The sequence below is a fragment of the Roseivirga thermotolerans genome (assembly GCF_014653175.1).
GTDB classification, from domain to species: Bacteria; Bacteroidota; Bacteroidia; order Cytophagales; family Cyclobacteriaceae; genus Roseivirga; species Roseivirga thermotolerans.
The window spans coordinates 727,818-748,063 of record NZ_BNAG01000002.1 but is presented as its reverse complement, the minus strand read 5'-3'; the positions used below and the strand labels follow the sequence as shown (position 1 = coordinate 748,063).

22 protein-coding genes are annotated in these 20,246 nt (G+C 43.7%); 9 read left to right on the top strand and 13 right to left on the bottom strand.

The window, feature by feature from the left end:
• Positions 1 to 102: 102 nt before the first annotated feature.
• Complete coding sequence (locus IE164_RS09240) at positions 103 to 495, top strand: hypothetical protein (protein ID WP_189629927.1); 393 nt, start codon at positions 103 to 105, stop codon at positions 493 to 495.
• A 47-nt stretch (positions 496 to 542) separates the two neighbouring features.
• Here the strand turns inward: IE164_RS09240 and IE164_RS09235 are convergent, their stop codons facing one another.
• The 5 genes from IE164_RS09235 to IE164_RS09215 form a co-directional block, all read right to left on the bottom strand.
• Positions 543 to 1,865, bottom strand: coding sequence for a serine hydrolase domain-containing protein (locus IE164_RS09235; protein ID WP_189629926.1), 1,323 nt, complete (start codon positions 1,863 to 1,865; stop codon positions 543 to 545).
• Between the two features lie 20 nt (positions 1,866 to 1,885).
• Complete coding sequence (locus IE164_RS09230) at positions 1,886 to 2,734, bottom strand: hydroxymethylglutaryl-CoA lyase (RefSeq protein WP_189629925.1); 849 nt, start codon at positions 2,732 to 2,734, stop codon at positions 1,886 to 1,888.
• A gap of 165 nt (positions 2,735 to 2,899) precedes the next feature.
• The gene (locus tag IE164_RS09225) at positions 2,900 to 3,382 is read right to left on the bottom strand and encodes a fasciclin domain-containing protein (RefSeq protein WP_373298982.1); all 483 of its coding nucleotides are present in this window, start codon (positions 3,380 to 3,382) and stop codon (positions 2,900 to 2,902) included.
• Positions 3,383 to 3,590: 208 nt separating this feature from the next.
• The gene (locus IE164_RS09220) at positions 3,591 to 4,400 is read right to left on the bottom strand and encodes an anti-sigma factor (RefSeq protein WP_189629923.1); all 810 of its coding nucleotides are present in this window, start codon (positions 4,398 to 4,400) and stop codon (positions 3,591 to 3,593) included.
• A 6-nt stretch (positions 4,401 to 4,406) separates the two neighbouring features.
• Positions 4,407 to 4,964: an RNA polymerase sigma factor gene (locus tag IE164_RS09215; RefSeq protein ID WP_189629922.1), complete on the bottom strand. Its 558-nt coding sequence runs from the start codon at positions 4,962 to 4,964 to the stop codon at positions 4,407 to 4,409.
• A 75-nt stretch (positions 4,965 to 5,039) separates the two neighbouring features.
• Between IE164_RS09215 and IE164_RS09210 the strand changes: the two genes are divergently transcribed.
• Positions 5,040 to 5,456: an acyl-CoA thioesterase gene (locus IE164_RS09210; protein WP_189629921.1), complete on the top strand. Its 417-nt coding sequence runs from the start codon at positions 5,040 to 5,042 to the stop codon at positions 5,454 to 5,456.
• Here IE164_RS09210 and IE164_RS09205 read toward each other — a convergent pair.
• From IE164_RS09205 to IE164_RS09175, 7 genes are all read right to left on the bottom strand, one after another.
• Positions 5,446 to 7,062, bottom strand: coding sequence for an OmpA family protein (locus IE164_RS09205; protein ID WP_189629920.1), 1,617 nt, complete (start codon positions 7,060 to 7,062; stop codon positions 5,446 to 5,448). The two genes, IE164_RS09210 and IE164_RS09205, sit on opposite strands and share 11 nt — an antisense overlap.
• A gap of 185 nt (positions 7,063 to 7,247) precedes the next feature.
• On the bottom strand, positions 7,248 to 8,150 hold the full coding sequence (locus tag IE164_RS09200; RefSeq protein ID WP_189629919.1) for a histone deacetylase family protein: 903 nt from the start codon (positions 8,148 to 8,150) through the stop codon (positions 7,248 to 7,250).
• Positions 8,151 to 8,188: 38 nt separating this feature from the next.
• Positions 8,189 to 9,328, bottom strand: a complete 1,140-nt coding sequence (locus tag IE164_RS09195; RefSeq protein WP_189629918.1) for a serine hydrolase domain-containing protein — start codon at positions 9,326 to 9,328, stop codon at positions 8,189 to 8,191.
• A gap of 58 nt (positions 9,329 to 9,386) precedes the next feature.
• Positions 9,387 to 9,938, bottom strand: coding sequence for a hypothetical protein (locus IE164_RS09190; protein ID WP_189629917.1), 552 nt, complete (start codon positions 9,936 to 9,938; stop codon positions 9,387 to 9,389).
• Positions 9,939 to 9,996: 58 nt separating this feature from the next.
• On the bottom strand, positions 9,997 to 10,518 hold the full coding sequence (locus tag IE164_RS09185; RefSeq protein ID WP_189629916.1) for an acyl-CoA thioesterase: 522 nt from the start codon (positions 10,516 to 10,518) through the stop codon (positions 9,997 to 9,999).
• A complete protein-coding gene (locus IE164_RS09180; protein ID WP_189629915.1) occupies positions 10,518 to 11,030 on the bottom strand; it encodes a DinB family protein in 513 nt (170 codons plus the stop codon). Before IE164_RS09180 ends, IE164_RS09185 begins: the two co-directional genes overlap by 1 nt.
• A gap of 35 nt (positions 11,031 to 11,065) precedes the next feature.
• Positions 11,066 to 11,578 carry a gamma carbonic anhydrase family protein gene (locus IE164_RS09175; RefSeq protein WP_189629914.1) on the bottom strand — a complete coding sequence of 171 codons (513 nt, stop codon included), beginning with the start codon at positions 11,576 to 11,578 and terminating at the stop codon, positions 11,066 to 11,068.
• Positions 11,579 to 11,716: 138 nt separating this feature from the next.
• Between IE164_RS09175 and IE164_RS09170 the strand changes: the two genes are divergently transcribed.
• Both IE164_RS09170 and IE164_RS09165 read left to right on the top strand, forming a co-directional pair.
• Positions 11,717 to 12,466 (top strand): YceI family protein, encoded by a 750-nt coding sequence (locus IE164_RS09170; RefSeq protein ID WP_189629913.1) that lies wholly within the window; start codon positions 11,717 to 11,719, stop codon positions 12,464 to 12,466.
• Between the two features lie 137 nt (positions 12,467 to 12,603).
• On the top strand, positions 12,604 to 13,866 hold the full coding sequence (locus tag IE164_RS09165; protein ID WP_229838600.1) for an anthranilate synthase component I family protein: 1,263 nt from the start codon (positions 12,604 to 12,606) through the stop codon (positions 13,864 to 13,866).
• 54 nt (positions 13,867 to 13,920) lie between these two features.
• Here IE164_RS09165 and IE164_RS09160 read toward each other — a convergent pair whose 3' ends face one another.
• On the bottom strand, positions 13,921 to 15,489 hold the full coding sequence (locus tag IE164_RS09160) for a hypothetical protein (protein ID WP_189629912.1): 1,569 nt from the start codon (positions 15,487 to 15,489) through the stop codon (positions 13,921 to 13,923).
• A gap of 213 nt (positions 15,490 to 15,702) precedes the next feature.
• Here IE164_RS09160 and miaB point away from each other — a divergent pair, with 213 nt between their 5' ends.
• The 5 genes from miaB to secG are packed head-to-tail and all read left to right on the top strand — an operon-like array spanning position 15,703 to position 20,192.
• Positions 15,703 to 17,172: a tRNA (N6-isopentenyl adenosine(37)-C2)-methylthiotransferase MiaB gene (gene miaB / locus IE164_RS09155; RefSeq protein ID WP_189629911.1), complete on the top strand. Its 1,470-nt coding sequence runs from the start codon at positions 15,703 to 15,705 to the stop codon at positions 17,170 to 17,172.
• Between the two features lie 12 nt (positions 17,173 to 17,184).
• Positions 17,185 to 18,453, top strand: a complete 1,269-nt coding sequence (locus IE164_RS09150) for a sigma-54 interaction domain-containing protein (RefSeq protein WP_189629910.1) — start codon at positions 17,185 to 17,187, stop codon at positions 18,451 to 18,453.
• On the top strand, positions 18,440 to 18,964 hold the full coding sequence (lptE, locus tag IE164_RS09145) for an LPS assembly lipoprotein LptE (protein ID WP_189629909.1): 525 nt from the start codon (positions 18,440 to 18,442) through the stop codon (positions 18,962 to 18,964). Before IE164_RS09150 ends, lptE begins: the two co-directional genes overlap by 14 nt.
• 36 nt (positions 18,965 to 19,000) lie before the next feature.
• The gene (locus tag IE164_RS09140) at positions 19,001 to 19,819 is read left to right on the top strand and encodes a DUF8458 domain-containing protein (RefSeq protein ID WP_189629908.1); all 819 of its coding nucleotides are present in this window, start codon (positions 19,001 to 19,003) and stop codon (positions 19,817 to 19,819) included.
• Between the two features lies 1 nt (position 19,820).
• Complete coding sequence (gene secG / locus IE164_RS09135; RefSeq protein WP_189629907.1) at positions 19,821 to 20,192, top strand: preprotein translocase subunit SecG; 372 nt, start codon at positions 19,821 to 19,823, stop codon at positions 20,190 to 20,192.
• Positions 20,193 to 20,246 lie beyond the last annotated feature (54 nt).

The following is a 20,246-nucleotide window of genomic DNA, read 5'->3' as shown; positions in this document are numbered from 1 at the left end:
TTCTAATACGTGCGGACATCCTTAATCATTCTTCTTCTGGTTTCTTTAAACTCAACCTCCCTTGCTTGCAGTTGTTCTAAAGCCAAGCCTTTAAAAAAAGCCATGCTCACCGACTCCACATCTGTTTTCATAGGTACTGTTGCTTCCGTAGAAAAAATACCGGACAACGAATGGAAGGTAATCATCACTTTTCGTGTCGATGAAGATCTTTTTAACGCAGACAAGGATCTCATTGAAATCAGAACCGACAGTCAAAACACGTCTTGCTCTCTTGGGTTTGAAATTGGTCAGACCTGGTATATTTTTAGCAATGTGTTTAAAGGACAACAGAGTGCGTCCATGTGTGGCAGAAGCTTAAATCTTGACGGTATAAATATCTTCCTGCAGTTAGATGAGCTTGAAGGGTATAGAGACTTCAGGAGCAACCTCAAATACACCAGAAAAACTGTAAAAAGATTCTTCAAAGACTACAAGAAACTTTACCGGTGGTACTAGATACTTTACACAAAAGAGATATTCTTATCTCCTACTACGCTGACTGATTAGTTCCAATGGGTACCGATGGTATAGGTACCATCAGCAATTCGCAACAGCTCGTACACCAAGTTGTGAATAGAAGGTCTCACATTTAAATTGTATATCTTACTGTTGTTTCGGGTTGGAAATACTCGGTTCGATAAAAAGATAAAGAGCAAGTCGTAGTCAGGGTCGGCCCAAACCAGTGTACCAGTATAGCCCGTATGCCCATAACTGGAAGGCATGGCCCCTCTCGCCACACTACTAATTCGTTCGTTGTATTCTAACAAGGGCTTGTCAAAACCTAGTCCTCTTCGATTGCCGTTTTCCGGAAATTGTACTCTTGTAAATTCCTCTATTGTAGCAGTGCTTAAATAGGTTTTCCCCTCGTATTCTCCGCCATTCAGCAACATTTGATACACCTTGGCCAAATCGTGGGCATTACTAAACAAGCCAGCATTTCCCGATACACCCAACATCATGGCCGCACCCTCATCGTGCACTACTCCATGCAGTTGTGTTTTTCGGAAAAAAGTATCCTTCTCGGTAGGCACAATGCGTTCAGAAGGAAAGCGGTTCAATGGATTAAAACCGAGTGTTTCCGCTCCAAGAGGCTCATAGAAGTGTTTTCTCAGGTATTCATCAAATGGCTCTCCCGTAAGCCTCTCCACCAAGTCAGGAAAAAGGTAAAATACCAATCCGGAATACAGGTACTTCTTCTCTTCGCTTACTTCTGATTTTCTAATGGCCTTATATATTTTCCTTTCTTTAAAATTCTTGTGCAACCATAGGTCTGTTCCCTCCAACCGATGAGGAAAACGCCTGGAAGAGTCGGTTTTAACGGTATTCCAGCGCCACTTGCCATTCTTTCGTTGCGACTCTGACCAGTAAGGAATCCATGCCTTAAGTCCTGCCTGATGGGCCAATATTTCGCGCATGGTTAAGTCTTTCTTAGCTCCGCGAGCAATTCTTGGAAAGTAATGGCTAAACGTTTTATCTAAGTCAAACAAACCGTCATCGTAGAGTTTCATGAGCGCAAGAGTTGCTGCCGTAACTTTAGTAACCGAAGCCAGATCGTACAGATCGGTGGGTTGCACAGGCTGTAAGCTGTCATAGGTATGATATCCGAAGGTTCCCTGATAAAATATAACGCCTCCTTTGGCCAGCAGTACCTGAGCTCCCGGAAATGCCATAGAGTCTATGGCTTGAGTAATTATTCGCTCAATTTCCCTACTGAGCACTTCTCCGTTTATACCTACCTGCTCCGGGCTGCCGTAGCTTAAACCTCCCATGCTTCTATTCAGACTCTTTTGTGCAAGGCCTACACTCGCACTACAGGCGAGTATCATTATAACAAGGCTTACTTTCTTCATGACGGAAATACCTCCAGGCTTTTTATTAATGAGCGGTCGAAAGCTTCTTGATTAAAGGCGGGAGCAACCCCTCTTTCTCCGAGTGTCTCTAACAACACCTCGGTAGCGATGTTTCCCGTAAGTTCATCTTTGGCCATAGGGCAACCTCCAAAACCCTTTATGGCCGAGTCGAAGCGCTGACACCCGGACTCTAATGCAGCTATTATTTTTTCCCTGGCCGTTTGCGGAGTGGAGTGAAAATGTGCTCCAAATTCTATAGTTGGGTAGGCGGTTATACTATTTTTAAAAATACGTTTAATTACCTGTGGTTCAGCAACTCCAATGGTATCAGATAAACTAATTATTCTAATATCAAGATTGGCAAGCTTCTCTACAAAGGCCGAAACAATTTCTTCATTGAACGGCTCATTATATGGGTTACCAAAGCCCATTGATATATAGGTAACGAGTACTCTATTATGCTTAACACACAGGTTCTGAATTTCGGCCAATTGGGTCAGGGCCTCCCCTATGCTTTTGTTGGTATTGCGTTGCTGAAAGGTTTCTGAAATTGACAACGGAAATCCCAGATAACTTATGGCTTCAAAGCTAACAGCATCGGTGGCTCCTCTAAGGTTGGCCACAATGGCCAACAACTTAGAGGTAGTGCTTGACAAGTGAAGCCCTTCTAACACTTGGGCAGTATCTCGCATCTGAGGAATCGCCTTAGGAGAAACAAAGCTTCCAAAATCTATAGTGTCGAACCCCACCTTCAGCAACTCATTGATGTAGTCAGTTTTCTTCTGAGTAGGAATAAACTCATTTATTCCCTGCATGGCATCTCTCGGACATTCGATTACCTTCATATGCCAATGTTAAGCATTGCTCCCTTAGCTTCAAAACCTAAAAGTGGTTGAGGGCATAAACAAAAAGAGGCAGGTTCTTTACGCACCTGCCGCTCAACTTGCTTTCATCTTGGCTATACCGTTGACAAATGCTTCGAACTCTGCCTCTACTAAGCCCGTGAGTCTTTATTTCATACTAGGTGGTAGTATTACTTTATTGATAACGTGTACTACCCCGTTAGAAGCTTTTACATCGGCCACTACTACCTGTGCTCCGCTAATCATCACTCGGCCATTATTAATCATAACCGATACTTGTTCGCCCTGAACCGTTTTTGCCTTCTGACCATTGGACAAATCGGTAGACATCACTTTTGCTGCTACCACATGGTAGGTGAGAATGGCTATCAGTTTGTCTTTGTTTTCAGGTTTCAGCAACATTTCCAATGTGCCGTCAGGTAACGCTGCAAAGGCTTCGTTGGTTGGAGCAAATACGGTAAAAGGGCCATCCCCTTTCAGGGTCTCAACCAGACCTGCAGCCTTTACTGCAGCCACCAACGTGGAAAGATTTTCGTTGCCTGCGGCCATATCTACGATGTCTTTGGTTTGAGCTTGGGTTTGGCCTGTCATGCAGGTAAGAAACAAAAATGCACCCAGTACTACTTTCATTAATCTCTGTGTTTTCATAATTCGGATAGTTATTTGTTGTTGTTTTCTATCCCAGTTACGACCTCACTTACCTGAATGGATTTTTGTGTTTAATATTTTTTCTAAAAAATTAAACAAGAAATTTTAAATATCTAATAATCAGTCACTTAGAATTTAAAAAAATTAGTTAGGTAGAAATAGACCAGATGAATTATTGGAGCCAAAAGATTTAGCCGGCCTGTAAAAAGCCTTTCACGTAGGTTTTGTCGACAGTAGCCACCGGGCTACCCCCCTCTTTTTCGAGCGTAACAGCAAAAGCCTGCACCTTGCCTTTTACTACCTTTAACTCCTGAACAAGTTGATTATGATCAAAGATTCCGGCATCTATAGGGGGTTGACCAGGCTTAATTGCCCAAAGCTGGTACTGATGACCATGCGGTGGTTCCGGTAAATTATCTACACTAATGAAGACGGCATTAGTTTTCTTGTTCCAGAATACATTGGCATAAGACTCGGGCGAAATATCCTCTCCCTCCATCCTCACATGAATATTATCTTCATTTAGAAAGTGAGCAATGCGCAATTGGGCATACTCCAGGTTTTCCCGGGTATCGGATATTTGTTGGGCTAGCTGCTGGCTTTCTACTTTGGCTTGAGCCAGTTCTTCTCTGGCTTGCTGAAACTGTCCAAAAAAGTAAAAATTAAAGCCTAGGCTAATCAATAAAAGTATAGTGGCCGCTACGGCCCAAAGAGAAAATTTAGCCCTTTTTACAAAGCTGCGATCGTCTTCAGACAAAACTTCCCAAAATCGGTTTTGCTCACTTTCTTCTACCTCTTTCATGGCTTCATTGAGTACATCTTCATCGGGCAACGCATCTTTCATTGCCGCAAATTCATTAAGTGCTTCTCTCAATTCTTCCAGCTCTTGCTTCACTTCGGGGTGCTGACTGGCCATAGCTTCTACCTCGCGCATTTCTTGCTCGTTCAACTCACCAGCCCAATAGGCCTCCAGCACACCAGACGCTATGTATTTTTGCACATCCATTTAGATAATAGCTCTCAGTTGTTTTAAAGCCATTCTAATTCTTGTCTTTACCGTACCTAGAGGAATATTGAGTGTGTCGGAAATCTCCTGATGCGAATATCCCTCAAAAAACGACATTTTTATCAATATTTGGTAGTGATCGGACAGTTGCTCTAACAACTGCTCGGTAACCATTTTATCTATACTGTTCGAAGCATCGGCCTTGTTCTCTAAAGCCATTACTTCCAGCGCATCGCGAGAGGCTTGGGTTAACTTAAAATCTTTGGTCTTTCGCTGATCCAGGGCAGCATTTCTACTAATAGCCACCAACCAAGAGTATAGCCCTGCTTTTTGAGCATTGTACGATTGGGCATTTTGCCAAACCTTCAGCAACACCTGCTGCAACACTTCTTCAGACATGGCTCTATTCCCTACTACTCGTTGAATTACATTGAGCAGAACCACCCCATAGTGTTTAAAAATGAGCCGGACAGACTGTTTATCGCCCTCATGCAAAAGGGCCACTATCTTTTGCTCTACCGATGTTTTGGTCGGAATATCCGTAAATACCTGTTGCAAGTTGAGATGGATTTATGAAGAAAACCAAGCCCTGATAGTTTTGTTCAGTCAAAAGCGAATTCTCTATCTTGTGCCATGCTCAAAGCCCAGTTATTTGAACTTAGAATAGTCGTCAGGAGTAGCCACCTGGACGAAATGGAACACGTGAACAATGTGCAATACCTGCAGTGGGTACAAGATGTGGCTAAAGCACACTGGGAGCACAATGCTCTGAATCAGTGGTTGACTGACCATGTGTGGGTGGCTTTGAGCCATCATATTGAATACAAACGTCCGGCCTTTTTGGGAGATAGACTTCTGGTTAAAACCCATGTACACTCTTTTGAAGGCGCCAAATCTATACGTCAGGTTCGCATTTTTAATGAAGAAACCAATGCACTCCTGGTTCAATCTTCTTCCGAATGGTGCCTCTTAAAGAAGGCCTCCATGAAACCTTGTCGTATTCCTCAGGAAATGATGCTTCCGTTTTTTGGCGAAGCTTTCAACGAATAATTACAAACTCTACCCTGCGGTTAATTTCCCGACCTGTGGCACTGTCATTATCAGTAAGCGGTTGTTCACCTCCGTAGCCTACGTACTCTACACGGCCGGCCTCTATCCCTTTGTCTATCAGGTAATCACGAACTCGCTTAACGCGTTCCACGGAGAGTTCTTTGAGCAGTTTGGCGTCTCCTCTGTTATCCGTATGACCTTCTAGCCGAATGGCCATTCCCGGGTTAGACTTCATCATTTGTACAATCTGATCCAGCTGCTTCATGGCAACTTCAGGATTGGCAAAAGAAGAAGATGCTCGGTTAAACAGTACATTTTCGATTTTAACTTTCGTACCCACTTCTTCAGGCGTTAGGTAAAAGGTTTCAACTGTAGAACCACCAAACTCATTACCTACTCCCTGCACACTGGCATTGGCCACAAATGTTTCCTGGTATTTGAGAAAGCCCTCCGCTTCGATAGCTACATACACATTGGCACCCTCCTCAAGTGAGAGAACAAAGTGTTTATTTTCCGAATCTATATCGGCCGTTTTTAAAGTTATCTCTTTATCGCCATAAGTAAACTTTACCTGAGCATCTACAGGTTGTTCGGTGCGCTTGTCTAATACCTGAAAGGTCATTACCACAATGGACTTTTCTTTTTCCGGAACAATCTCCGTTTCAACTTGAGGTTCATCAACCTCGGCCTCAATCTGCTGAAAGGCTTTTTCCTCCTGACTCAACGGAAAGTTGAAAATATCTCCGTAGCCTTCGCTATTTTGGGTGCTGGAGAAAAAAGCCATTGTACCTGAGGCAGGTATGAAATAGTCTCGCTCTGTGCCTTTTGTATTAATGGCTCCTCCCAGATTGGTGGGCTTAGACCAATCTTTCCATGAACCATTGAGTCTCTTACTCATAAAAATGTCTCTACCGCCAAAGCCACCATGAGCGTTGGAACTAAAGTATAGAGTTTCATTATCGGCTGCTAAAAATGGCGACCACTCTTCTCCATAGGTGTTGATGGTATTGCCTAAATTCTCCGGCTGGCTCCACTCGCCATCGGCTTGCTTAAAAGACACATACAAATCCTCGTTTCCTTCGGACTCATAGGAACGAATGGCCATAATCAACACCGTTTCTTCGGGGTTGATGGTGGCACTTATATGCGGTGAGTCGTTTGAGAAATAGCTAATTCTCAGCCTTTCGGGAGTAGACCATTCTCCATTCTCGAGCCGCGAAACAGCTATGCCGTTGCGCATATTGCCTCCGCCATTGCCATTCGGATCAAAATAATTAAGTAAATACATACGCTGCCCATCGGCACTAAAACCCACAACTCCATTTAAACCGGGATGATTAATGGTTTTACCGGCATGTTCGGGGCGCGACCAGCCCGACTTTGTCTTTCGACTTAACCAAATATCTCCTCGGTCCAGCACTCCACCAATATTGGCCGCGTGGCCCACACGGGTAAAGTAAAGTGTCTGCCCGTCAGGGCTAAGCACCGGGCTGTGCTCATCGTAAGAGGAATTGAGGCTGTCGATTTTTAAATGATTGGGCTCTTGCGCTTTGGCCAGGAGTGAGAGAAAAGCTAACAGAAGTATATAATAACAGCGGTTTCGCATGAATTTCGTTGAGTTTCGCACGTTCAATATGCTATTGTGCAAGGATTGTTAAAAGACAGATTGCTTTAAACTTTGTTAACGCAAAGTAAATGATTTGGTGTGAATTGGCTATTGAATTATTTAAGCGATACCTCGCACAGGGTGAAAAAATACCATCACACCGGGCTATAGCCTTCAACAAAACCTTAAAAGAAAATCTCTTGAGCCAACCTGTAGGTATTGGCATGAGCTTCGACAATATGGGCAATGCGTTCGGAATACCCTCCTCCCATACTGGCCACAAGTGGCACACGCTGTTGCTTGCAGGTTTCTAGTACCAAACGGTCTCGCTGTTTACAGCCTTCGATAGTCATGACCAACCTTCCGAGCTTATCGGTAGCTAATACATCTACTCCCGATTGAAAGAAAACAAAATTGGGCTGCACCCTATCCATTAGTTCTTTCAAGTGCCTGTCGAGCAGCCTTAAATAGCTGCTGTCGTCAGTGCCATCGGGCAAATCAACATCCAGGTCTGACTGCTCCTTATGCATCGGATAGTTACGTTCTCCATGCATGCTGAAAGTAAAAACCCGAGGTTCCTCTCTAAAAATCTGAGCTGTGCCATTGCCTTGGTGTACATCCAGATCTACTACTAAAACCTGCCGTGCCAGTTGCTCGTCTAAGAGGTAATGGGCTGCAATGGCTATATCATTGAGCAGACAGAACCCTTCGCCCCTATTGGTAAAGGCATGGTGAGTACCACCTGCAATATTCATGGCCACCCCATGTTGGAGGGCAAAAAGAGCCGCCTGTACCGTACCATTCATAATGGTTACTTCTCTTTTTACCAAGGCCTCAGAGAGAGGAAAGCCCGTTTTGCGCTCTTCTTTTCGGGAAAGGCTCAGGGTTTTGAGCTTTTTCCAATAGTCGGCTTCGTGGGTGCGAAGTACCTGGGCTTCCTGCAAAGGCTGAGGAGCAAAGAGATTCTCTTCTTTGATGGTGCCTTCATAGATCAGCTGCTCGGGCAACAGGTTGTACTTTTCCATCGGAAACCGATGGTTGGGAGGCAACGAATGGGCGTAAACTTCTGACCAGGCAATTTTAAGCATACACATCACTTAAAAATCAAAAGTACGCCCAGTTGTTTTTAGTTCTGAATACTTTCCTTAACAATTGCTGTTAATCGTGGTAAGTCGCGCATAATACTTCTGTATTTGGCAGCCGAACCATTAATTTGATAGCAAATGGCAAAACCGTCTTCCACAAAGTAGAACATGTTGGTTATATAGCCCGGCATAAAGCCACTATGCCCATAAATCTTTCCATAGGGGCTGTTTCTTATGTGCACACCAAGGCCCCATTGACCACCCAATTCCGCAGCATCTCTTCCATTGAAATACTCTGGTAGTAAGTCCGGATTGAACATTTTACCTTCGTATATCTGCTTTGCCAAAATGGCCAGGTCTTGAGAGGTAATTACCAAGCCACCTCCGGCCCATTCGAATTGCCAGTTATATCGGCTTCGGCCTTGTTCATCTAAGGCAAGGCCGGGAAAAAAGGGATCGTCTTCGTTGTATCCTTGTGCCAGTCCATTGTACGTTCGCTTGTCTTGCGGTTCAACAAATTTAAGCCCTGCCTTCTTCACCACTCGATCCATGGTTTCCTGGTAAAGGGTTCTACCGGTAACGGATTCTACCACCATGGCAGCAATGATGTAATTGGTATCGGAATACGCAAAACCTTCACCAACGGAAAATAAAGGCTCATCGTCAAACACATAGGCCAGCAGTTCTTTGGGTTCCCAAACCTTATCGGCATCTTTGAGCACATCGGCCTGAAACTGCTCCTTAAACACGTAGCGGGGAATTCCACTTTCATGCCTCAACAAACTTCTCATGGTAAGATTTTGGGCATTGGGCAAGCGTTTGAACCAATCGTACCCGGCCAAGTACTGCTGAATGGGAACATCGAGCTGTATTTTACCTTCGCTCACCAGCTGCATTACCACCACTGAATAGAATACTTTACCCGTACTGCCACCAAGCATTTTGTGGGTGGGGGTCATGGCAACACCATTTTCTCTATCGGCCCAGCCTGCTGCCAGCGAAATGAGCTCATTGTTGGGCAACACCACAGCATAAGTAACACCGGGTGTTTCGTGTTGAGCGATCAGGCTATCCAGCTCTTTCTGTAAATTATTTCGGAGTTCCTTTACATTAAAATTGCTCTGCGCGTACCCCAAGGTCACACAGAGCAATGCTATGATTACAATAGTAAGCTTTCTCATTTTCAATCTTTGGCGAAAAATACGAAGCTACTCTCCTGCCGTTTTTGCTAATTATTCATTAGGCTTCATCATCGAACTGAAAGGAGTAGTGAGTCGGATCGAGCTTGAGCGTATCATCATTAAATTCTTTGATGAATTTCTCTATTACCTGAGGGGTAATTTTATCTACATGTAGCCCCACATCCAGGCCAATGCCATAGTCAATGTTTGGGTCTACATCTACATGCTCCTGAACTTTAACAGCCTCGTCTTCTTCCAGCTCGTCCATTACTTCGGTCATGTATAAGCCAATCTCCTCCTCTTCATCATTCAATGGCTCAATGTCTCCATTCTCATCTTCTTCGTAAACTATGCTTTTATAGTTCGGGAATTTTTGAGCCACCTTGTGTTCTGCCAACTCGTATATTTCACTGCTGTGCTGAAGCTTGAGGGTGTAGATAACGGCATCGTAAATCACTTCTTTGCCTTCGTATTTACCCACAAAATAAAAGTTCATGAAGTCATCGGAATTGTCTTCGGAATCGATCACCACATAGGATTGCCCCAGTTCAGCCATTTCCTTCTTTAGCTCTTCAATTTCCTGAGGGTCAAAACCTTGATTGGAATGCATAAAATCTAAATTGTTTATTAATAGTTATAGAAATAATGTAAATGTTTTTTCTTGAAAATCAAAGATTACTTTGTAGGGCCGACTTGATGTTTTTCACGCGGTCATCGAAATGTGCCGGATGATAATCGATTTGCCCATAAAGCATGGCCCTAAGATAGGCTTTTACTTCATCGGAATGCACCGTTGTGCGGCTTGTATTCATTCCCACGTATTTAAAGGTGGTCCACATGAGTGTTTTCAGATGACTTTTGTAATCGTCTGTCATCAGATATTCTACTACAATGGTATTGTCATCGAAATGGATAAGACGCGTGATTATACGCACCCACTCGCCCAAATTGGCCGGCTTAAGGTAGGCAATATGATGATTGTACACCACCCAAAAAGCTTCGTATGATTTGATCAGATCCATTATTTCCACTCCGTAGAGTTTAGGTACCTGATCTTCGCGGGCGTTGAAAAAATAATCGAAATACTTTGCGTTGTTGAGATGCCGAAGCGGATCGCAATCTTGAAACCGAATAATCATTCTCGATTCGGTTTGTTTCTGATATTCTTTGTGAGGATCGACAATAAACATTAGAGGTATCTGTTTTGGATGATGCCCCGATGATGCTCGCAATGTCCGTAAATCATGGCTGCCAGTGCTCTTACACTAACAGGATGACCGGAGGCTGTTCCTACTTTCAGGGTATCGGACTCCGGCATATCTTCGAACAAATAGAGCGTGGCCGTGCGTATGGCTACGAACTCATCGGTAAGGCTTGAAAAAGTTCTAATCTTATAAGGGCTGGCGGCCTGATACTCGTTTTCATCCATACCCGGTAAGGGTGTCTTTTCTCCTCTGGCTATGCACAGAGCCCTGTATGCAAAAATTCGTTCTACATCATTGATATGCGCCAACACCCCTTTAATGCTCCACTTTCCCGGAGCATAGGCGTACTCCGAAGTTTCTTCGGAAATGGCACTTAAGAATGAAGAAAAACCCGTAAGCTGCTCTCTGAGCAACTTCATCATATTATCGCCTTCTATCTTACTGATGTAGGTAGCATAAAACTCATTATACTCACCCACCTGGGGTTTACGAATCATGTTTGAAGATAGAAGAATTTTCGAAGATACCCGCCCTAGTCTTCTATCCAGGTGGTATACATTTTATAATTCTCAGGAGTATTCTCTATTACCTTTCTCAATCGCTCGTCTACCTCTTTCACTTTTTTTGCCGGGGTACCCGCATAAACAGAATTAGCTTCTACCACCGTATTGGCCAATACCACTGCTCCGGCTGCTACCATAGCTCCAGACTTTATCACGGCATTGTCCATAACAATGGCTCCCATACCAATAAGCACATTGTCTTCAATGGTGCATCCGTGTACAATAGCGTTGTGGCCTATGGACACATTTTTACCCATTACAGTCTTCGAAAGATTTAGAGTTCCGTGAATAACGGCTCCATCCTGCACATTGCAATTCTCTCCCATTTCTACTGAGCACACGTCTCCCCTGATCACCGCATTGAACCAAACATTGCAATGGGCTGCCATTTTAACATCACCCACCACAGTGGCATTATCCGCCATCCAACAGCTATTATCTATTTCCGGTCGCTTGCCTTTAACTCCTTTTATTAGTGCCATAAAAAATTTATATGTATATACATTGAACTTTCAGAGACTCTTATCAGTTTTGCAATCAGATTCAAAACAAACCATGAGATTATCGGTTATGATAATCGCAAAACAGAAACAAAGTTAAACTGATAATTAAAGACTAAAATGAAGATTTTCAAATCAACACTTGCACTAGCTATTTTGGCTGCTTTTACTGTAGCCTGTGGCTCAAAAAGCAGCGACACGGTAGAAACCTCTGAAGCGAAGGAAGTAGCTTCATCTACTGATGCTACCGTGGTACCTGTAAATACCGAAAAAAGTGTGATTACGTGGATTGGCAGCAAGCCTGCCGGCAAACACAATGGCACCATTGCTGTTACCGAAGGTGAGGTTTTGCTGAAAGGTCAGGAAGTTGTTGGCGGTTCTTTTACCATAGACATTAATTCTTTAGAGGTATTGGACTTGCCGTCCGACTCTGAGTGGAATGCCAAGTTGAAGGGTCACCTAATGTCTGACGACTTCTTTGATGCCGCTAATCACCCCACGGCAACCTTTGAGATTACCGGAGCCAGAGCATACGATGCCAACGCTTTGCAGGCCGATCTTGATGAGCCCGAAACAGAATATACTCCGGCATCATTGAGCGAGATTATGGTTGAAAACCCAACGCATATCATTTCCGGAAACCTTACCATGAGAGGGACTACCAAAAACATTTCTTTCCCGGCCTCAGTAAAGATTGAAAATGGTGTTGTAAAAGCCGTTGCCAACTTTAACATTGACCGCACCGAATGGGGTCTCAAGTTTAAGGAAAGAGCTTCACTGGCCGAAAAGCTAAAAGACGATTTTATTTACAATACCGTAAACGTGGGCTTTGAACTAGAAGCCGGTTCAGGTAACAATACTATGGAATAAGGTATTACTACATTCATGACCGGAGACACTCTTGAAGAGGCCTTCTTCTACGACAAGTAGACTTACAGTAGGCTCACTTTTAAGAGTGTCTCTTTTTTTATACTCCCAGCTTTGCGCATTTTTGCCAAAACTTTGGCTTGACCTACTTTATTCCATATAGAGACAGAAACCGGCAGCAATGGACTGAAGATTGCCTGCGCTGGGCCAACCAATTTGCTTATTTCTCTTACCACCAAAACAATGGCATTGCCTATCCCCATGACGGATTCAGGCATGTACTTGCTGTGGGTAGCAAGTCGGTTTTCGGAACCAAAAACAATTACTTTGAGCAACTCAGGCATTTGGCTCCCGGCCGATGGCTTTTTGGTTTTCTTGGTTATGATTTAAAGAATGAGATCGAAGACCTGCAAAGCCACAATACCGACCGGCTGGCATTTGAACCATTAGCCTTCTTTGAGCCGGAGCACCTCATTTTTTTTGAAGATGACGGATTGCGCATTGTCTCCGAGAAGCCTTCTTTAACTGAAGAAATTGCACTAACCGACAAAATCGATTCGGCCAGCATTTTTACTTCACCACAAGCTTCCATTACCAGAGAGCAATACATAGACACAGTAGACCGACTGAGACAGCACATTGAAGAGGGCGATTGTTATGAAATTAATTTCTGCCAGGAGTTTCACGGAACGGTTCAAAACTGGAATCCGGTTGACACTTACCTTAGGCTAAACACCATATCGCCCAAGCCCTTTTCCTGCCTTCAAAAGTTCAATCATCAGTTTATAGTTTGTGCTTCTCCGGAGCGTTTCCTCAAAAAAGAAGGCACAAAGATAATTTCGCAACCCATCAAAGGCACCCGGCCGCGTTCGGCCAATACAACCGAAGATCAACTACTGAAAGAACAACTGCGCACAAGTGAAAAAGAAATTGCTGAAAACATGATGATTGTAGACCTGGTGCGGAATGATTTGGCCAGAACCTCCAAACCGGGTACGGTTAAGGTCGAAGAACTTTTTGGCCTCTACTCTTTTGAGCAGGTACATCAAATGATTAGCACGGTAGTCGCTGAACTGAGATCCGATGTCGATTCCATAGATGCCATTAAGCACGCCTTTCCCATGGGCAGTATGACGGGAGCTCCCAAGGTTAAAGTAATGCAACTCATAGAGCAATACGAAAACACCAAGAGGGGTGCATTTTCAGGAGCAGCAGGCTATATTGAGCCCAACGGAGACTTTGATTTTAATGTGCTTATCAGGAGTCTGTTTGTTAATGCACAAAGTGGGGTCTATTCTTTTCAGGTAGGTAGTGCCATTACTTATGATGCCGATTCGGCCAGCGAATATGAGGAATGCCTGTTGAAAGCCAGTGCCTTACACAGAATACTGAAAGGAGAATAAAAAAAGAGGCCGCCACACTGTTTTGTAGCAAGGCCTCTTTCCGTTTCACCCCTATTAATTATTGGATCTGGAAAGTGTCACTTTCCATATTTTATTAGAAGCAGAAGACTTACCCGGACCATAAGTACCGGGGCCACCTTCAAAAGCTTCAATGCCACCAAAAAGGTAACCTAATTCAATTTCATTATTCGAAAACTCCAGGGCACCGGCATTAATCACTTCTGTTTCTCCCTGCAGAGCTTCTACAGTAGGAATATTGATCCCATTCTTAAAGAAAAAGGCCGACTCAGCTCCATAAAAATTGGTGGTCCCAAATATATTGGTACTCAGTTGAGTCTTTGTACTAGAATTACCATTTACATCGTAACTAATGCTTAGCAAAGAGTTGGTAAACTCCGAGAGAGTTTCCGGCCCTTGATAGCTACCGTTCCCAATTCCCCCTACCAAGAAGGTAATTACAGTATTGGTGTTTGGATCGTATAGTTCTATATCTACACAGGAATACACATTAAGATTGGCCTGATAGTACTTTGAATCTACAGTATAATAAGCACTCGAAGTATCCGCATTATTGGCTTTTATACCCGGGTGCACATAAATGGCATCGTTCCAGGCCAATAAATAGCTCGTGGTATCCTTATCTTTTATGACTACACTATCCGGTTTAAAAACACCACCGTAAAAAGTGAGGCCGGCATTTAGTTCATTGCCATTCTTAAACAATGCAGGTACTATTGGGCCATCTCGTCTGCGAAAAGTGGACTTATTGTCTGCAAAACTCTTGCTTATAGACGCTGCGGGTAAGTCGGAGATTGGAGCACCCAAGGCTGCTTTTAAAGAGAAAGAGTCCGTTTTAGTGATTTTCATAGGAAAAACACCGTCCAGGTACTTCTGAAAATTAGAAGCCTTATTTCCAAAATTATGCCCTCCGGCTACGTAGAGCGAATCTCCAATCATTAGCATTTCTCCTCCGGTACTTCTCAGCGTATCCGGCACTCCAAAAGCAAATATGTTCTTCCAGTCAATGCCCTCTTGCGAATCGGTGGTTATCAGGTTAATGAGAGAAGGCACATGCACCCGAGCCAATTGGTTAAAGGTTTCATAGGCACCAGAACTCTGCGTATCGTTTATGGGCGTGCCATAGCCTCCTAACACATATACATATTCGCCTTGCTGTGTTACCAAAGGGTTAGAATTTCTAAAAATGGTTTCGTTTGCCTTTAAAGCCGCCAGTAAGCCGGTTTTGGCTTTGTATCCTTGAATTTTTGCTACCATATCATCGAAAGACATTCCCTGAAGCTTATCGGTGGCCACATTATAAACCAGAATGTTTTCATTGAAAGACCAAGGCACAAATGAGGTAGAAGTGTAATTGCCATTGAGATCGTGAAGACCTCCATCATCTAAGTCCTGATTGGTACGTCCGGCAAAAAGCAACCAATTGTCACCATCTACTCCATGTACAAATGATTGCAAAGCCGGAGCATTTTGCTGAGGTTTCAAAGCCAGGCTTAGCGAGTAAGTGTACTTTGGCAACTCCACTTTCTTTTCACAAGATGAATAGGCAAGACATACCAAGGCAAAGAACACCCACGAAATGCCGCCAAATAATTTGTTTTTCATGTTAAGGTTAATTTGTTCTATGCGAAATTAGAGAGAATAAATACCCCACACAGGATACAAAATACGCGTTATGCTGCCGCGTAGAAATACGTGGTCGGCCAAGCGGAGCTCTACCCTGCCCTACTTAAATGAGCCTCAGAGTTTCCTGCCAATCTGTCACAATTCCCACCGAAAAGGATTATATTTGCGCCTCAAAACTGAGCAGGGAAAGGTATGAGCAATATCATTCAAGACATTGATATAGTCGACAGAAACAGTCAGGAAGCCATGGAAACGGTAAAAACCTCTAAAGAGGAAAATACCGGCAAAGCAAAAAAGCTCTATATAGAGAGCTATGGCTGTCAGATGAATTTTGCAGATAGTGAAATCGTTACCTCCATTATGAAGGAGAATGGGTATGATACTACTTCTGACTTTGAGAATGCCGATGTGGTCTTTCTCAATACCTGTTCCATACGTGAGAAGGCCGAACAAACCGTTCGTAACAGGCTCAATCACTTCAATGCTGTAAAGAAAAGCAAGCCCAACATGACCATTGGAGTATTGGGTTGCATGGCCGAACGATTGAAAGACAAACTGCTTGAGGAAGAAAAAATAGTAGATGTAGTGGTGGGACCCGATGCCTATCGCGACTTGCCAAAGCTTGTAGAATCGGCCGAAGACGGCCTTAAGGCAGTGAATACTTTTCTTTCGAGAGAAGAAACCTATGCCGACATCTCCCCTGTTCGTCTCAATTCAAATGGAGTTACGGCCTTCATCTCTATTATGAGAGGTTGCGACAACATGTGTTCATTTTGCGTAGTTCCCTTCACCCGCGGAAGAGAAAGAAGTCGTGATCCTCATTCTATTGTGCAAGAAGCACAAGACCTCTTCAACCAAGGCTATCGCGAAGTAACTCTTTTGGGGCAAAATGTAGATAGCTACAAATGGTCGCCCAACGAAAACAACAAAGCCTGGTTAGAAAAGAAAGAGAAAAAAGGTGAGAAAGTAGAGGTTATTAACTTTGCCAACCTTTTGGAAATGGTAGCCAAGGTTTCTCCCGACCTGAGGGTTCGATTCTCAACCTCTCACCCCAAAGACATAACAGACGAAGTTCTCTACACCATGAAAAAGTACGAGAACATCTGTAAATATATTCACCTGCCCGCTCAAAGCGGCAATACAAGAGTTCTGGAACTGATGAACCGAACTTACACCCGAGAGTGGTACATCAATCGGGTGGATGCTATTCGAAGCATATTGGGGCGAGAATGTGGCATTTCATCCGATATGATTGCCGGGTTCTGCTCAGAAACTGAAGAAGAACATCAGGACACACTTTCGCTAATGGACTACGTGAAGTACGACTTCTCCTATATGTTCTTTTACTCAGAGCGGCCGGGCACTCTAGCCGCCAAAAAATATGCAGACGATATTCCGCTGGAAACTAAAAAAAGAAGGCTTCAGGAAATTATTGCCAAACAACAAGAGCACTCTTTGGAACGTAACCAATTGGATTTGGGCAAAGTACACAAAGTGTTGATCGAGGGAACTTCGAAGCGTTCTGAAGAGCAATTGCAAGGAAGAAACACCGCCAACAAAGTGGTAATCTTTCCTAAAGGAAACCACAAAAAAGGCGAATACGTGAACGTATTGGTGAACGACTGTACTGCTGCAACACTCTTTGGTGAAGTAGTAGCCTAAACACAACTAACATTGAGTAGCAACGAATACTTGAGTATAAAACAACGGTTTGGAATAATAGGTAACAGCCCCAAGCTCAACCATGCCATACAGGTGGCAGCACAGGTGGCACCTACCGACATGACCGTGCTCATTACTGGCGAAAGTGGTAGTGGTAAAGAATCCTTCTCCAAAATCATACATCAGCTCAGTGCCCGAAAACACGGAAAATTTATTGCCATAAACTGCGGAGCAATTCCGGAAGGCACCATAGACTCTGAACTCTTTGGCCATGAAAAAGGCTCTTTTACGGGAGCCTACGAATCGAGAAAAGGCTATTTTGAGGTAACCAATGGAGGAACCATTTTTCTCGATGAAATTGGCGAAATGCCTTTGCAAACCCAAGCAAGGCTTTTACGGGTGCTGGAAAACGGAGAGTTTATTAAGGTAGGGTCTTCCAAAACTCAAAAAACCGATGTGCGTGTGGTGGCTGCAACCAACGTGAATCTGTTAGAGGCTGTTGAAAAAGGAAAATTCAGAGAAGACCTCTACTATCGCCTAAGCACAGTACCCATTTACGTTCCGCCTTTGCGAGAAAGAGGCAACGATGTAGACCTGCTGTTTAGAAAATTTGCTTCAGATTTTGCAGAAAAATACCGGGTAGAGAGCATAAAGCTTACTGAAGATGCCAAGCAGGTATTACTAAGGTATCGCTTTCCCGGAAACATTCGTCAGCTCAAGAATCTGGTTGAACAAATGTCGGCTTTAGAAATGGACCGAATCATTTCGGCCGAAACATTGCTCAAATACATTCCCCAGCAAGGCTCTAGTCTTCCAGCCATTTACAAGGGAGGTTTTTCAGAAAAATCGGAAAATCTCAATGAGAGAGACCTGCTGTATAAAGTGCTGTTCGATATGAAAAAAGACATGAACGACCTGAAAAAGCTCGTTCATGATCTGATTGAAAACGGACATGTAGACACGAGTGTAATTAAAGAAAATCCCAATCTTTTTGGCAACCTGGAAAACACTCCCTCACTGCCTCAGGAAGTTGCCCAAAAGGACTTCAGTGAACCGATCTTCATTAAGTCTACCGACAATGACGATGACACCTATGACTATGAAAACGTACACGACATTACCCATGAAGAGGACGAATCGTTGAGCATTGAGGAAAAAGAAAAGGAACTGATTATTAAGGCTTTAAGAAAAAATAACAATAAGCGAAAATACGCGGCACAAGATTTGGGCATTTCTGAGCGTACTCTCTACCGAAAGATTAAGCAATATGAAATTGACTAAGTGGCTTCTCCTGCCCCTATGCCTGTTGTTTATAGGTTGCGGCATATACTCCTTCGATGGTGCCTCTATTGATTATAGCACTACCAAAACCGTAAGCATAGCCAACTTTATTAACGAAGTAGGACAAGGCCCTCCCAACATGGCGCAAACCTTTACAGAAGGCCTCAAAGACTACTTTCAGCGCAGAACCAAACTCGAAGTAGTCAATAGCCAGGGCGACCTGCAGTTCGAAGGCAGTATTTCTGACTATCGGGTGGCACCTCAGGCCATAAGCTCTTCCGGTAGTAATACGAGAGCCGATGGTACCGGCCTCATGCGATTGTCTATAGGTGTACAGGTAGTTTTCAACAACACCAAGAAAGAAGAAGAAAGCTTTCAGCGTCTCTTTACTTTTTATGCCGATTATGATCCGGCCTCTACTACCCTAAATGCTGTTGAAGACGACTTAGTTGAAGAAATATTTGAAGCTTTATATTTCGACATTTTCCAAGCCTCGGTTGCCCAATGGTAAATTTCCTTCTATTTTCGTCATTCAACTGCGTGTAAAGTGGATCGAGAGCGCTTCAATACCTTGCTAAAAGACCCCTCAAAGGTCACCAATGCCGACATTAAAGCACTGAATGAATACCGGAAGAAATACCCGTATTTTCAGAGTCTATATGTGGTAGTGGCCAAAGCACTCAGAGACAGGCAACACCCTAAAACCGAAGCTTTCATAAAAAAGGCTGCTATCTACTCTGCCAACAGAGCCCATTTAAAAGAAATTATTGAAGGCGACTATGCTTTTAAAGAAAAAGAGGTAGTTGAACAAGAGACCGCTGCCCAAACCACGCATGCTGCGCCCTCAGCTTCTGCTCCTGCAAAAGCGGAGAGCCATGCCACCGGCAAAGAACAAAAGGCAGCACCAGCTCCTGTGCCTGAAACCACAAAGAAGCAGCCCTCTCCTGTTGTGGCTCCCGAAACCATTGAGCGAGACATTAAAGAAATAGAAGAAGCCAAAAGGCGCATTGAAGCCTTGCTTTCGGGCCGCCCCATCGATGAAGAAAATGGCGCCACTGAGAAAGCGCCCAAACAATCGAAAAGCAAACGAAAAAACCAGATTGAGCTAATCGAAAAGTTCATTCAAAACGAACCTCAGATAGATCGGCAAAAACTTGCGGACTCTGAAGGTGCCAATGGTCTGGAAGATTTGGCCAGTAAGTCTATAAGGCACAATGAGGACTTTGAAACAGAAACTTTGGCAAAACTAATGGTGAAACAAGGCAAGCGAAAACGAGCAATTGACATTTATGAAAAGCTGCGTTTGAAGTTTCCTGAAAAAAGCACTTACTTTGCCACCCAAATTGAAAAATTAAAGTCGGAATAGAATGTTTAAGTTATTCATCATCTTGGCAATCATAGTAGCAGTATTGCTAATTCTCATCGTCCTGATGCAAAACTCAAAAGGCGGTGGATTGTCAAGCCAGTTTGGTGGCGGAGGAGCCCAACAGATCATCGGTGTTAAGAAAACCACCGACATTTTGGAGAAAGCAACCTGGGTGTTTATTGTTGCACTTATTGTTTTTAGCCTCTCATCGAGTTTAATGATCGACCGGGGAGCCAGTGGCTTTACCAGCCCTAACATTGATGCCGCCCAGCAGAGCCAGGGAGGTGGTAGTGTACAGTCTGAGACTATAGCTCCTGATACTGTTTCTTCTACCATTGGCACTATCCCTACCGATACCACTGAGCAGCAGTAACTTATAGCTTAAAATACAGCGAAGCCCGAGCAGTTATGTTCGGGCTTCTTTATT